At 65.1% G+C, this 13,081-nt stretch carries 10 protein-coding genes; 2 read left to right on the top strand and 8 right to left on the bottom strand.

Annotated features, from left to right (window positions below):
* Positions 1-84 precede the first annotated feature (84 nt).
* Positions 85-1,086 carry a LysR family transcriptional regulator gene (locus DBR47_RS19040; protein WP_124453009.1) on the top strand — a complete coding sequence of 334 codons (1,002 nt, stop codon included), beginning with the start codon at positions 85-87 and terminating at the stop codon, positions 1,084-1,086.
* Here the strand turns inward: DBR47_RS19040 and DBR47_RS19035 are convergent.
* Together DBR47_RS19035 and DBR47_RS19030 are read right to left on the bottom strand one after the other, a co-directional pair.
* The gene (locus tag DBR47_RS19035; protein ID WP_231512404.1) at positions 1,017-4,811 is read right to left on the bottom strand and encodes a response regulator; all 3,795 of its coding nucleotides are present in this window, start codon (positions 4,809-4,811) and stop codon (positions 1,017-1,019) included. The two genes, DBR47_RS19040 and DBR47_RS19035, sit on opposite strands and share 70 nt — an antisense overlap.
* 69 nt (positions 4,812-4,880) lie before the next feature.
* Positions 4,881-5,393, bottom strand: coding sequence for a molybdopterin-dependent oxidoreductase (locus DBR47_RS19030; protein WP_124453005.1), 513 nt, complete (start codon positions 5,391-5,393; stop codon positions 4,881-4,883).
* 135 nt (positions 5,394-5,528) lie between these two features.
* Here DBR47_RS19030 and DBR47_RS19025 point away from each other — a divergent pair, with 135 nt between their 5' ends.
* The gene (locus tag DBR47_RS19025; RefSeq protein ID WP_124453003.1) at positions 5,529-6,461 is read left to right on the top strand and encodes an RDD family protein; all 933 of its coding nucleotides are present in this window, start codon (positions 5,529-5,531) and stop codon (positions 6,459-6,461) included.
* 694 nt (positions 6,462-7,155) lie between these two features.
* Here the strand turns inward: DBR47_RS19025 and DBR47_RS19020 are convergent.
* The 6 genes from DBR47_RS19020 to DBR47_RS18995 all read right to left on the bottom strand — a co-directional run bounded on the left by DBR47_RS19020 (position 7,156) and on the right by DBR47_RS18995 (position 13,079).
* Positions 7,156-7,953, bottom strand: coding sequence for a MetQ/NlpA family ABC transporter substrate-binding protein (locus tag DBR47_RS19020; protein WP_124453001.1), 798 nt, complete (start codon positions 7,951-7,953; stop codon positions 7,156-7,158).
* A 45-nt stretch (positions 7,954-7,998) separates the two neighbouring features.
* The gene (locus DBR47_RS19015; protein ID WP_124452999.1) at positions 7,999-8,664 is read right to left on the bottom strand and encodes a methionine ABC transporter permease; all 666 of its coding nucleotides are present in this window, start codon (positions 8,662-8,664) and stop codon (positions 7,999-8,001) included.
* Positions 8,665-8,679: 15 nt separating this feature from the next.
* The gene (locus DBR47_RS19010; RefSeq protein ID WP_124452997.1) at positions 8,680-9,696 is read right to left on the bottom strand and encodes a methionine ABC transporter ATP-binding protein; all 1,017 of its coding nucleotides are present in this window, start codon (positions 9,694-9,696) and stop codon (positions 8,680-8,682) included.
* An 899-nt stretch (positions 9,697-10,595) separates the two neighbouring features.
* Positions 10,596-11,498: an ion transporter gene (locus DBR47_RS19005; protein WP_124452996.1), complete on the bottom strand. Its 903-nt coding sequence runs from the start codon at positions 11,496-11,498 to the stop codon at positions 10,596-10,598.
* Positions 11,420-12,577 carry a transposase gene (locus DBR47_RS25510; protein WP_197047160.1) on the bottom strand — a complete coding sequence of 386 codons (1,158 nt, stop codon included), beginning with the start codon at positions 12,575-12,577 and terminating at the stop codon, positions 11,420-11,422. Before DBR47_RS25510 ends, DBR47_RS19005 begins: the two co-directional genes overlap by 79 nt.
* A gap of 151 nt (positions 12,578-12,728) precedes the next feature.
* On the bottom strand, positions 12,729-13,079 hold the full coding sequence (locus DBR47_RS18995; protein ID WP_124452994.1) for a hypothetical protein: 351 nt from the start codon (positions 13,077-13,079) through the stop codon (positions 12,729-12,731).
* Positions 13,080-13,081: the final 2 nt, after the last annotated feature.

The raw sequence follows: 13,081 nt of genomic DNA, 5'->3' as shown, positions 1-13,081 counted from the left end.
GGCCTTCACTGTAGGAATCTGCGGGTCATCTGTAAAACAGTTAGTTTGGTTAATATCTAGCGACTGAATAGATAAGGAGCGGGCATGACGGCCTTGCATCTAAGCCTGCGGCAGCTGCAGGTCTTTACCGCGGTAGCGCGCAGCGGCAGCACCACGGCGGCGGCTGAGGCGATTGCGCTCTCGCAGTCGGCCACCAGCTCGGCGCTCACAGAGCTAGAGCGCTTGCTGGGCCTGCCCCTGTTCGATCGCGTCGGCAAGCGCCTGCAACTCAACGAGAACGGCCGCTCCCTGCTGCCGCGGGCCCTGGCCGTGCTGGATGGAGCGGCCGATGTGCAAGCCCTGGCCCAGCGCAGCGATGTGCAGGCGCAAGCCTTGCGCATCGGCGCCAGCACCACCTTGGGCAGCTATGTCTTGCCCGATCTGCTGGCGCGCTTTTATGCGCAACAGCAAGTCGCTGCGGCCCCGTCCTGGGCCTCGCGCCTGAGCATTGCCAATACCGCGCAGATCTGCCGCGCCGTGGCCCAGTTCGAGCTGGACATCGGCCTGATCGAAGGCCCTTGCCACGAACCCGGCCTGGCGGTGCAGCCTTGGTTGTCGGACGAGTTGCTGATCGTGGCGGCGCCCAGCCATGCCTTGCTGGCCAAGCCCGGCGCACCAGCGCCAAGCCTGCGCTTGCTGCGCGAGCAGCTCTGGCTCTTGCGCGAGCCCGGTGCCGGCACCCGCGAGGCCACCGATCAATGGCTGCTGCCCCAGTTGCATGCTTATCAACGCAGCGTGGAGCTGAACAGCTCCGAGGCCATCAAACGCCTGGCCGTGGCCGGCCTGGGCCTGGCCTGTCTGTCCCGCTGGGTCTTGACCGATGCGCTGGCCGCCGGCCAGCTGCAGGTGCTCAACACGCCCCTGCCCGCTTGCAGCCGACCCTGCTACTGGGTGGTGCACCGGGCCAAGCAAAGCACGCCGGCCTTGCAGGCTTTTATCGCCTTGCTGGGCGAGGCCGCGGCCGCCACGCCCCGGGCTCAGTCCAGCACCAGGCCTTCGTCGGCGGCTGCCGCGCGCAGCAAGCGCAAGGCAAAGTCAAACTTGTAGTCCAGCAGCAGCTCTTCCAGCTCCGCGCTGCGCCGCCCCAGCAGGGCGCGCAAGACCGGGCCCTGGCTTTGCGCAAACTCCAGTGCCGAGGCATCGCAGTCGCGCAGCAGGCGCTGCAGCTGGCGCAAGGCCTGCACTGCCTGCTCCGGCGCGTTCGCCGGTGCTTGCGCCTGGCCGGGTTCGGCCGCCAGGGGCAGCGCGGCTTCCGCCGTCTGCAGTACCGGGCCCAGGGCTTGCAGCAGCTCGCGCATGCCCAGATCCAGGGCTTGCAAGTCTTGCGGCAGCTGGCCCAGCTGCTCCCGCACGGCAAGCTCCACCTGGGCCGCCAAAGCCCGCAAGCCATTCGCCCCTATGCTGCCGGCCAGGCCTTTGAGCGTGTGGGCCAGGCGCTCGGCGGCGGCGCGGTCGCCGGCCTGCAGCGCCTCGGCGATGGCGGCCGGCACGCCGCCCTGGCCCGCGATGAATCGACCGAGCAGGCTGCGATACAGGCGCTCCTTGCCAGCCACCAGGCGCAGGCCCTGGGCCACATCCAAGCCTTCCACCGCCGCCAGCTGATCCAGGCTGGCCCCCGTCGGGCGCAGGTCCAGATGGATCAGCTCGGGCGCTTCTTGCGCGGCGGCCTGCGAGCCCAGGCCCAAGCCTTGACGGGGCCGCACCCAGGTTCTCAGCGCCCGCCACAGCTGCTCGGGCTCGATGGGCTTGGCCACAAAACCGTTCATGCCCGCGGCCAGGCAGCGCTCGCGATCGACCTGCATGGCATTGGCCGTCATCGCGACGATGGGCAGGGCGGCGTTGTGCGGGTCCTTGCGGATCTCGCGGGTGGCGTGGATGCCGTCCATCACCGGCATCTGCATATCCATCAGTACCAGGTCGTAAGGCCGGGCATCGCGTCGGGCCAGGGCCACTTTTTGCACGCCTTGCAGGCCGTCGCTGGCCACATCGACCACAAAGCCCACATCGCCCAGCAGCTCGCAAGCCACCTGCTGGTTCAGCTCGTTGTCCTCCACCAGCAAGATGCGCGCGCCGCGCAGCGGGCGCAGCTCTTCGGTGGCGCCCAGCTCGTCCAGATTGCCGAAGCCGCTGAAGACCTGGGGTGGATGCTCCGCGTCGCCGTGCACCGGCGGGCTGCGGGCGATGCGGCGCATGGCGCCCAGCAGGGAGGAGCCGTTGATGGGTTTGACCAGCACCTCGCTCAGCCCCAGGTTCTGGGCGCTGCGGATGGCGTCTTCGCGGCCGTAGTCGCTGACCATGATGCAGTGCGGCAGCGGCTGCAGATGCAGGCGGCGGATGGCGCGCAAGGTGGCGGCGCCGTCCATCTCGGGCATCTGCCAGTCCAGCAAGACCAGCTCAAATGCCTGCGGCCCGCCAGCCCGCGCTTGCAGGGCGCTGAGGGCGGCGGCGCCGGAATGCACGGCCTGGGCCTGGTAGCCCAGGGCCTGCATCAGGCCGCAGAGCACGGCGGCGGCATTGGGGTGGTCGTCCACCACCAGCACCTGGCGGCTGGCGCTGGCCTCGTGGCGCGGCAGGCTGCGGCGCGGCATGGCCTCGCCCAGGCGCAGCCGGGCGGTGAACCAGAACAGCGAGCCCTGGCCCAGCTGACTTTGCACCCCCACCTCGCCGCCCATGGCCTCGGCCAGGGATTTGCAGATGGCCAGGCCCAGGCCGGTGCCGCCGTACTTGCGCGAGATCGAGCTGTCGGCCTGGCTGAAGCTCTGGAAGAGCTGGCCGATCTGCTCGGGGGCGAGGCCGATGCCGGTATCGCTGACCTCGAATCTCAGCAGCAGCTCGTCGGGGCCGAAGTCCGAGGGCGCGGCGGGCGCAGGCAGGCGGCGCACGCGAAAGATCACCTCGCCTTTCTCGGTGAATTTGATCGCGTTATTGGCGTAGTTGATCAGCACCTGGCCCAGGCGCAGGGAGTCACCGACCAGCTGCTGAGGCACATCGGGCGCCACATCGCAGATCAGCTCCAGGCCCTTCAGCGCGGCCTTGTCGGCCGTCACATTGGCCACGTTATTGAGCACCGCGTCCAGCTCGAAGGGCAGCTGCTCCATCGTCAGCTTGCCGGCCTCAATCTTGGAGAAGTCCAGGATGTCGTTGATGATGCCCAGCAGGTGCTGGCTGGACTGCTGGATCTTGCTGAGGTAGTCGCGCTGGCGCAGGTTCAGCTCGGTCTTCAGCGCCAGATGCGAGAGGCCGATGATGGCGTTCATCGGCGTGCGGATCTCGTGGCTCATATTGGCCAGGAAGTCGCCCTTCAGGCGGGTGGCTTCCTCGGCCATCTCGCGGGCGCGGCGCATCTCGCGCTCGCTGGCCTTTTGCTCGCTGATGTCCTCCAGCACCCAGATGGTGGCCTTGCTGTACTCGCCACCCGGCACCCGTTTGCCGACGATGCGGCCAAAGAAATTGGGCCCGCGGATGCGGCAGAACTCGCGCTCCACCACCACCTTGAGCCCCAGCTCCAGCAGGGGCACGGCCTGGGCGTTGAACTGCTCATGGGCATGGCGGTCGGGGAACAACATGCTGGCCGAGCTGCCGATCAGATTCGCCCCCTCCACCCCCAGCATGGCGGCAAAGCTGCTGTTGTACTGGCGGATCGCGCCATCGGCCGAGAAGATCAGGCCCGAGGGCACGTTCTCGAAGATCACCCGCTGCTGCTCGGTGATCTCGGTCAGCGCCCGCTCGCGGCGTTTTTGCTCGTCGATCAGCTGGATATAGCCGGTGCAGATCAGCTGGCCGTCCTCCTGCAAGCGGGTCAGCGATTCGCAGTAGACCCAGTGTTCGCTGCCGCCTGGCTGGCAGATGCGGAATTCCTCGCGCAGGGGCAGGCGTTCGCGCACGGAGAAGGCCGAGGCCGCCGCAATGCGCTCGCGGTCCTCCGGGTGGATCAGCGTGGCCAGCAGCTCAAACTGCGCCAGCAACTGGCTCGCGTCCACGCCCAGCACCTCCTGGGCGCGCCCGCTGACATAGGTGTAGTGGGCTGGTTGGCCGGGTGTGCGCTGCTGGCGGAACACCAGCAGGGGCAGGGCGTCGGTGATGGCTTGCAGCTCATCGCGGGCGGCGCGCTGGATGCTCTCGGCCTGCAGGCGCGCGGCCGTCTCCACCAGGGAGAGGCGGTTCGCCTCGGCCTCGGCCTTGGCCGCCGAACGTGCGCGGTACTGGCGCATCATGGCCAGCATCAGGGTCAGGGTCAGCAGGCCTTGCAAGACCGTCAGCGCCGTCGTGGTGATGGACTGCTGGCGCACCTGGGCCGTGCGCTCGTCCACCGCCATGGCCGCCGCACTGACGGCGTCCAGCGACATATCGTGGATGCCGCCGCGCAAGCCGGCCAGGGGCGCGCGCAGGGCTTGCAGCCGGGCATGGCTGGGCGCTTGGGTCACCTGCTCGCCCAGCACGGCATCGGCTTGTTGCACAAAGCTCTCGATCTCCGCGCGGCTGCGGTGTAGCAGGGCCTGATCCCTGAGCAGGCCGCGGGTGGTGGGCGCATCCAGCAAGAGCATGCGGCTGACGAAGAGCTCGTAGCGCAGCTTCAGCTCGTCCAGCCCCATCTCCTGGGGCGCCATCACCCGCTGGGTCAGGGCCTCGCTGAAGCGCTGGTACTCCATCTCCAGCTGCCAGAGCGCAAATGCCTCCTCCTGATTGCTGCGCTGAGACACATGGCTGAGCGCCTGGTGCTGGCGCAGCTGCACCACGCCGATGGCCGTGTACAGCAGGGCCAAGCCCACCATCAGCAAGGCCAGCAGGCGCTTGCCTTGCAGTGGGTGGCTGGGTGGCGTCGTTTCGGCGTCGATGGCGCGCTACTCCACGACCAGGCGGGTCAGCTGCCAGGCCGAGCGGTTGAAGTAGAGCTGGCTGCTCAGCTCGGCATGCAGATGACTGGGGTAGATGATGAACAAAGGCCCTTTGTCGCGCACCGCCATCGGCTTGCCATTGAGCAGTCGGGCCAGGATGGGTTCCAGCTTGATGGCGTCGCTGAAGGGCAGCTCGGTCTTGTAGTCGTTCAGCGCCACCGCGATGATCTTCTCGCCCTGGGCGCCGGCCGCCGCCAGCACATCGCGCATCAGCGGCCCGGTGAAGGTCATGGGCGTGGGATACCAGGGGGTTTGCACCGTGTAGCTGTGCTGGGGCAGGCGTTCCAGCATGGCCATGCTGAAGGCGGCGTTCTTGCCTTGGTTGGGGCTGCCGACCTTGCCGCTGAGGGTCAGCACCACCCTGCCTTCCGGGGCCTCCAGGGCCAGGGCCTGGGCTTGCATCAGCAGCGGGAAAAAAAGGCCCAGTAGCGGGGCGCGCCAGGCGCGGAATCGGGGCATATGAGCATCTCAAAGGCTGCGGATGTGGCAAGTTAATCGCAGCCCAGGCCGCTTGTAAATAGCGGCTTGGCCTCAGCATGGGCCTGCTGCACTTGCGCTACGCTTGCGGCTCCTTGGCTCGGACTTCATCTCATCTTGTCTACCTCTGTCACCTCACCCACGCCAGCCTACGACCCGCGCGCCTGGGTGACGCCCGAGGATCTCAATGTGGCGCCGCAGCTCCTGGGCCTGCCCCTGGCCAAGCCCAAGCAACGCTTCTGGGCCATGGCGATCGATCTGGCGGTGTTGGCACCGCTCTCTAATCTGGGCAATTTCTTTTTGCTGCTGGCGGGCGGCTCGGCGCTCTTGCTCTGGATACGCCGGCCCGGTGGCGGTGGCAAGGTCTTGAGCGACGGGCGCCGACGCGGGCTGTGGGTCTTGCTGTTCATCAGCCTGGCCTTGGGTGGCCAGCAAGCCTGGGAGGATTGGCGCGAGCCCAGCGCGAGGCGATCTGAGGCCGAAGACGAAGAAGCGGCCGCTGCCACCGCCGCCGCTCTGGCGACGGCCCAGGCGGCGCTGGCGGGTTTGCCGGATTCGGTGGCCTCGGCGGCGTCGGCCGCCTCGGTGGCGGCAGCGCTGCCTGGCCCCGCTGCTTCGGCCGGCAGGGCTGAGCAAAGCGATGCTCAACGCATTGCCAAGCTGGAGGCGCAGGTCAAGGCACAGCAAGCGCAGCTCGATCAGCATCATTTCGACCCGCGCGCCGAGTTCAAGCGTTTGGTCAACGAGGTGGGCTTGAGCTACTTCTGGGCCCTGCTGTATTTCTCCATCCTGCCGGTGCTTTTAAGCGGGCAGACCCTGGGCAAGAAGTTGCTGGGCCTGCGCGTGGTGGAGCTGACTGGCAAGCCCCTGACACCGATGATTTGCTTCAAGCGTTACGGCGGTTATGCGGCGGGCATGGCCACCGGCATGACGGGATTTTTGCAGCTGCTCTGGGACAGCAACCGCCAGGCCATTCAGGACAAGACGGCGCACACGGTGGTGATCGATGCGCGGAGCGGTAAGCGCTTGGCCTTGCCGGAGGCGGTTTGAAGCTACGGCGCTTTTAGGGGCGTTGGTCTGTTTCGAGGGCCCAGCCGGGAGTTCGCCCCGGCGGGCGACCTACTTTTTTGCTTCGCCAAAAAAGTAGGCAAAAAAGGCGACCCGCATGCCTGGCCCCTTCGGGGTTCGCTGCGGTGCTCGGTCTTGCTGGCCCGCGCAGAACTCGCTTCGCTCACTGCGTTCACTACGCTCAAACATGCTGCGCGAGCTAGAACTTGAAGTCGCTTCGCGACGCCCAGCAAGCCCTGCGCTCCTCGCCCAGGCAAGGACGGGGAATGCAAAACAACTCGGCTCGCTGCGCGTCGCCTCGATGTCGCCGCAGCTAACGCTGCATGCGCTCGGCGCATGCAGCCCCTCAAGCCGATGCGCAGCGAGGCGTGACGGTATTCAGTCCCGTTGAGACTGGGTGAGGAGCGGAAGGTTTGTCGGGCGTCGCGAAGCGACTTCAAGCACTGACTTCGCGCCCCTTGTTTGAACGGAGCGTAGCGAAGTGAGTTGGGCGCGGCCCGGCAAACCTGAGCACCGCAACGGACCCCGCAGGGGCCAGGCGTCGGGTCGCCTTCTTTTGCTTACTTTTCTTGGCGAAGCAAGAAAAGTGAGTCGCCTGCGGGGGCGAAATCCCCGCTGGGCATTGGCATTAGCGAGACTAGGTGAATATCCGGCTGGATCTGGGAACTAGTCAAACTCAAAACGCCGGCACCACCGCGCCCTTGTACTTGGTCTCGATGAACTTCTTCACCTCAGGCGTTTGCAGCGCAGCGGCCAGCTTCTTGATGCCATCGCTGTTCTGGTTGTCCGCACGCGCGACCAGGAAGTTGGCGTAAGGCGATTGGGCGCCTTCGATGGCCAGGGCGTCCTTGGCCGGGGTCAGCTTGGCTTCCAAGGCGTAGTTGGTGTTGATCAGGGCCAGGTCCACTTGCGGCAGGATGCGGGGCAGGGTGGCGGCTTCGATCTCGCGGAACTTCAGCTTCTTGTTGTTCTCAACAATGTCTTTGGAGGTGGCCAGGATGTTGTTGATGTCCTTGAGCTTGATCACGCCAGCGCGCGCCAGCAGCACCAGGGCGCGGCCGCCATTGGTGGGGTCATTGGGCAGGGCCACGGTGGCACCCACGGGCAGGTCGGCCAGGCTCTTGTGCTTGGTCGAGTAGGCGCCGAATGGCTCCACATGCACGGCGGCCACGGCCACCAGGTTTGCGCCCTTGCCCTTGTTGAACTCGGCCAGATAGGGCTTGTGCTGGAAGAAGTTGGCGTCCAGGCGCTTTTCGGCCACCTGCACATTGGGCTGCACATAGTCGGTGAAGACCTTGACCTCCAACTCCACGCCTTGCTTGGCCAGGCCAGGCTTGACGAATTCCAGCAGCTCGGCATGCGGCACGGCAGTGGCGGCGATGCTCAGCTTCTCGGCCCACGCGCTAGCGCCCAAGCTCAGCAGGGCGGCGCTCAGGACGGCGGTGATGACGGCGGATGGCTTGTTCTTTTTCATGGGTTCATTCCCTTCAGGTGGTGATGATTCAAAACAGAAAGAATTTCAGCGGTGATTGAGCCTGCGCACGGCCCAATCTCCCAGCATCTGCAGCAGCTGCACGAGGATCAAGAGCAGGGCCACGGTGACCAACATCACCTCGGTCTGGAAGCGTTGGTAGCCAAAGCGGATGGCCAGGTCGCCCAGGCCGCCGCCGCCGATCACACCCGACATGGCCGTGTAGCCCACCAGGGTGATGGCCGTCACCGTCAGCGCCGACAAAATGCCCGGCAGTGCTTCTGGCAACAGCGCTTGGGTGACGATCTGGCGCGGGCTGGCACCCATGGCCTGGCCGGCCTCGACGATGCCCCGGTCCACGCCGCGCAAGGCGGCTTCTACCAAGCGGGCGAAGAAGGGCGTGGCCCCCACCACCAGCGGCGGGATGGCACCCGCCACGCCCAGCGAGGTGCCCGTCACCAGCAGGGTGAACGGGATCAGCAAGATCAGCAAGATCACAAAAGGCAGGGAGCGCAGCACGTTCACCACCAGCGAGAGCAGGCCGTAGGCGCGCGGTGAGTCCAGCAGCTGGCCACGGTCCAGCAGGAACAGCAGCACGCCCAGGGGCAGGCCCAAGAGGCCGGTGAAGAGCAGGGCGCCGCCCAGCATCAGCAAGGTGTCGACGCTGGCCAGGCCGATCTCGGCCCAGTCCATGCTCAGCAAAATTTCGGTCATGATGGATTCGTTCAATTAGCGGAGTACTTCAACGCGCACGCCGCGCTCGGCCAGCAGGGCTTGGGCGCCTGCCAGGTCACCGCCGGTGACGGCAATCGTCAGCTGGCCATAGGGTGTGCTTTTGATGCGGTCGATGCGGCCATGCAAGATGCCGAAGTCGATGCCGCTGCGCCGCGCCACCTCGCCCAGCAAGGGCTCGTAGGTGCGCTCGCCCTGGAAGGTCAGGCGCAGCAGACGGCCGGGAACGTGGGCGTAGTCCTCGTTCAAATCGTTCTCGTCGATCTTCTCGGCTTCTTGCACAAAGCGGCGTGTCACCACGTGCTGCGGGTGCAAAAAGACCTCGGCCACCGCGCCGATCTCCACAACTTTGCCGGCCTCCAGCACCGCGACTCGGTCGCAGATGCGGCGCACCACATCCATCTCGTGGGTGATCAGTACGATGGCCAGGCCGAGCTCGCGGTTCAGCTGGGCCAGCAGGTCCAGGATGGCGCGGGTGGTTTGCGGGTCCAAGGCGCTGGTGGCTTCGTCGCACAGCAGCAGCTCAGGCCCGGTGGCCAGGGCGCGGGCAATGCCCACGCGTTGTTTTTGCCCGCCCGAGAGCTGGGCCGGGTATTTGTGGCCTTGGTCGGCCAGGCCCACGCGGGCCAGCAATTCGTTCACACGCGGGGCGATCTGCTCGGTGGGCCAGTTGGCAATGCGCAGCGGCCAGGCGACGTTCTCGGCCACGGTGCGCGAGCCCAGCAGATTGAAGTGCTGAAAAATCATGCCGATGCGCTGGCGGGCGCTGCGCAGCTGGGCGTCATTCAGGCTCAGCAGGTCTTGGCCGGCAACGCGCAGCGAGCCGCTATCGGGCCGCTCCAGCAGATTGAGCACGCGCAGCAAGGTGGACTTGCCGGCGCCCGAGTGGCCGATGATGCCGAACACCTCACCGGCCTTGACGCTGAGGCTGATGCCGTCAAGCGCGGTGACGACTTGCTCTGGGGCGCTGTTTGGCTTGCCGTAGCGCTTATGAATGTCTTGGAGTTCGATCACGGGGAGGGAGGAGCGGCTTGAGTGGGGCGATCTGCCCGACCTTTTGGGGTAAGGCCGCAATCCTAGTGAAAACCCTAGATTTACCAAGAACTCATTGGTAATAAGCAAATTCTGGGCGATTGGCGGATTTGTGGTTTGTTGGTGAGGTCGTGCTAGTGCCAAGGCCCAGCGGGGAATTCGCCCCCGCAGGCGACCTACTTTTTTGCTTCGCCAAAAAAGTAGGCAAAAAAGGCGACCCGACGCCTGGCCCCTGCGGGGTTCGTTGCGGTACTCAGCTTCACTGGGCCGCGCCCAACTCGCTGCGCTACGCTCCGCTCAAACAAGGGGCGCGAAGTCAGTTCACGAAGTCGCTTCGCGACGCCCAGCGAAGCTTCCGTTCCTCACCCAGTCTCAACGGGATTTGAATACCGTCACGCCTCGCTACGCATCGGCTTGAGGGGCGGCGCGCTTGCGCGCCGCATTGGAGTGGAGTTAGGTATTTGACCGAGGCGATGCGCAGCGAGCCGAGTGGGGTTGGGGTTCCCCGTGTTGCCTGGGCGAGGAGCGCAGGATTCAACGGGCGGCGCGCAGCGCCCTCAACTTCTAGCTCGCGCCGCATGTTTGAACGGAGCGTAGCGCAGTGAGTTCGGCGCGGGCCGTTGAAGCCGACGCACTGAGGCAGGACCGAAGACAAGCCAAGTGGCTTGTCTGACGCCTGCCGAAGGACAAGTCGCTTGCAAGCGACTTGGCACACAGCGGACCCCGCAGGGGCCAGGCATTCGGGGCGGTTTCTTTGCCTCCTTTCTTGGGCGCCCAAGAAAGGAGGTCGCCCGCGGGGGCGAAATCCCCGCACCCCAAGCACCGATCAACCCAACTGAAAGTTACTCAACCTGACTCAACACAAGCCCAAACGCAGCGCCTCACTCCGCCTGATACCTCGGCAACTTCGCCCCGCAATTGCGGCAAAACTTGGCGTCCGGTAGATGCCCCTCGGTCAGGCACTCATGGCAGGTCCGCGTCGTCGTCTTGGGTGGGAACTGAAAGCGCTGTGCGCTCATCTCGGCCGTCACGATGCCCGTCGGCACCGCCAGCACGCCCCAGCCCATCAACATCATCAGCGAGGCAATCGCGCGGCCTAAGTCAGACTTGGGCGTCAAATCGCCATAGCCCACCGTCGTCAACGTCGTGATGGCCCAATACACCCCCACCGGGATGCTGGTGAAACCGTGCTCGGGCCCCTCGACGATGAACATCACCGTGCCCATGATCAGCACCACCATCAGCACCGCCGACAAGAACACAAAAATCTTGCGCGCACTCGCCCGCAAAGCCCGGCCTAGGCTGATGTACTCCTGCATATACGCGTGCAGCTTGAGGATGCGGAACACCCGCAGCAAGCGCAGCACCCGCACATCCACCAGCGCATACAAGCTGGGCTCAAAAATCGCGAGGTAGGTGGGCAGCACCGCCATCAAATCGACGATGCCGTAAAAGCTCAGCGCATAGCGCAGCGGCTTGCGCACGCAAAGCAGGCGCAGAACGTATTCCGCCGTGAAGGCCGCGGTGAAGAAGTACTCAAAGCCGGTGAGCCAGGGGCCGTAGCGGCCACGCAAATTGCCCACGCTCTCCAGCATCACCAGGGCCACACTCAGCAGCACCATCAGGATCAGCAAGAGATCAAAGCGCCGCCCGGCCCGCGTGTCGGCCTCAAAAATGACGGTGTAGCAACGCAGCCGCCAGCCGCTCAGGGGTTTGCCGAATTCGGGGCTGGACGGTGTGGCCGTCGATGAGGCGGGGGATTTGTTTTGTTTTTCTGGTTCCATCCCTCAAGCCTACCGTAGGGCGGGTCTTGAACTGAGTTCACGGGCTGAGCCATGGCAGACCCGAACAGCACGCCGCGATAAAACTTCCGGCCCTGCTGCTTGGCGGCCGATTGCGCGCTCGCGCGGCGCCCCACCACGGAGCCTCGAAAGCTGTACTGGCTCTGCAACTGCGCCCGAAAGCGCTCCGCCTCCAGGCCCAGCCTTAGCAGGATGGCCGGTGCTTCCGCCGCAATACGGCCTCGTTTGCCCGGCCGCTGGACTCGGCCGGCCCAGTCCAGCAGCTCAAGATAGTCTTGCAGCTGATAAGGCAGTTGTCTGGCCGAGGGCTTGGCCTTGCTCAGGCCTTCGGGCATGAAAGGCATCAGGCGAGGCCTTGGGGCTTGAGTCTTGGCTTTTTTAGCTGCCTTGATTGCAGCGGCCTTGGTGACCTGCTCTTCGCTCATCACAGCCTGGATGCGCTGCTCAATCGAGGTGAATTCGCTGGCCTCCGGCGTCGGCGCAATGCCTGCGCGTACCGGGTTCAAATCAACATAGGCCATGCAGGCCAGCAAGCCCACCTCGTCCAGCAAGGCCTGGCTGCGAAAGCGCCCTTCCCAGAAACGGCCGCTGCAGCCGTCTTCCGCATTGGCCTGCCGCGCCAGCTTCTCGTCGAACACGCGCATAAACCAAGATAGGCTGGCCAGCCGTTCGCGCCACAGCTGCAGCAATTTTTGCGCCCCGGCTTGTTCGGCGGCCGACTTGCACTCGCCCTGCAAATAGCGTTTGACCAGCACATGCTGGCCAAAGAAGCATTGCCAGCGGCGGGCGACCTCTTGTTCCGACCAAAGCGCAGCATGCTCCGGATTCAGTCGCAAGACCAAATGGTAGTGGTTGGACATCACCGCATACGCGGCCACATCGACGGCAAATCCCGCAGCAAGCCTGCTTAGCAAGTCCACCACCCAGGCCTTGCGGTGGCTGTAGTCGCGCTGGCTGTAGGCATCGACTCCGCACAGAAACGCCCGCCGAACACAACGACCCACCACGTGGTAGTAGGGCGTGAGGGACAGGTCAACCAAGGATTGGCGAGCGCGGGTCATGAGGCGTGATCTCCCGAAAGATCATGCGCTCATGGTGCCGGGAAATGGAGGGGGAGCATCCTCAAATGGATGGATGTCCCAGAGGCGTCCTCCTCAGATGGGTGGATGTCCCAGAGGCCGGATGTCCCAGAGGCCGCCCAGAGGCCGCTCCTTACTCGTTCATGTTCTTAATGACCGGGTCAACGGAGTGCTGTTCTTTTGTTTGCTTGTGTTGCACGGTCGCGGTGTAGGCGTACTCGCCCGTGGTCAGGCGGCGGTCGCGCACGGCGACATAGGCCGGGTCGAGATACCAGCTGTTCGGGAACTCGCCTGCACCATCAGCAAAGACGATGGCGCCGCTGTTTGGGAACTCGTAGTCAGGGTTCACTAGATTGAAAACGATCAGTGAATTGCGGTCGGTGACCGTCAGAACTTCGGGCGAGCAAACCACACTGGTTTTGCTTCCCTCTTTCAAGACATCAACCGTGATGGTCAGCGCCGGATCATTTTGAGTCGTCGTCATGA

It is taken from the genome of Paucibacter sp. KBW04 (assembly GCF_003852425.1).
In the GTDB taxonomy this organism is placed as follows: domain Bacteria; phylum Pseudomonadota; class Gammaproteobacteria; order Burkholderiales; family Burkholderiaceae_C; genus Paucibacter_A.
This window is presented reverse-complemented; position numbering and strand designations above follow the sequence as displayed.

Bases quoted from the DNA above. Each gene is read 5' to 3' on its own strand.
- DBR47_RS18995 (WP_124452994.1), bottom strand. From the start codon at position 13,079: ATGACGACGACTCAAAATGATCCGGCGCTGACCATCACGGTTGATGTC.
- DBR47_RS19005 (WP_124452996.1), bottom strand. From the start codon at position 11,498: ATGGAACCAGAAAAACAAAACAAATCCCCCGCCTCATCGACGGCCACA.
- DBR47_RS19035 (WP_231512404.1), bottom strand. From the start codon at position 4,811: ATGGTGGGCTTGGCCCTGCTGTACACGGCCATCGGCGTGGTGCAGCTG.
- DBR47_RS19040 (WP_124453009.1), top strand. From the start codon at position 85: ATGACGGCCTTGCATCTAAGCCTGCGGCAGCTGCAGGTCTTTACCGCG.
- DBR47_RS25510 (WP_197047160.1), bottom strand. From the start codon at position 12,577: ATGACCCGCGCTCGCCAATCCTTGGTTGACCTGTCCCTCACGCCCTAC.
- DBR47_RS19015 (WP_124452999.1), bottom strand. From the start codon at position 8,664: ATGACCGAAATTTTGCTGAGCATGGACTGGGCCGAGATCGGCCTGGCC.
- DBR47_RS19030 (WP_124453005.1), bottom strand. From the start codon at position 5,393: ATGCCCCGATTCCGCGCCTGGCGCGCCCCGCTACTGGGCCTTTTTTTC.
- DBR47_RS19020 (WP_124453001.1), bottom strand. From the start codon at position 7,953: ATGAAAAAGAACAAGCCATCCGCCGTCATCACCGCCGTCCTGAGCGCC.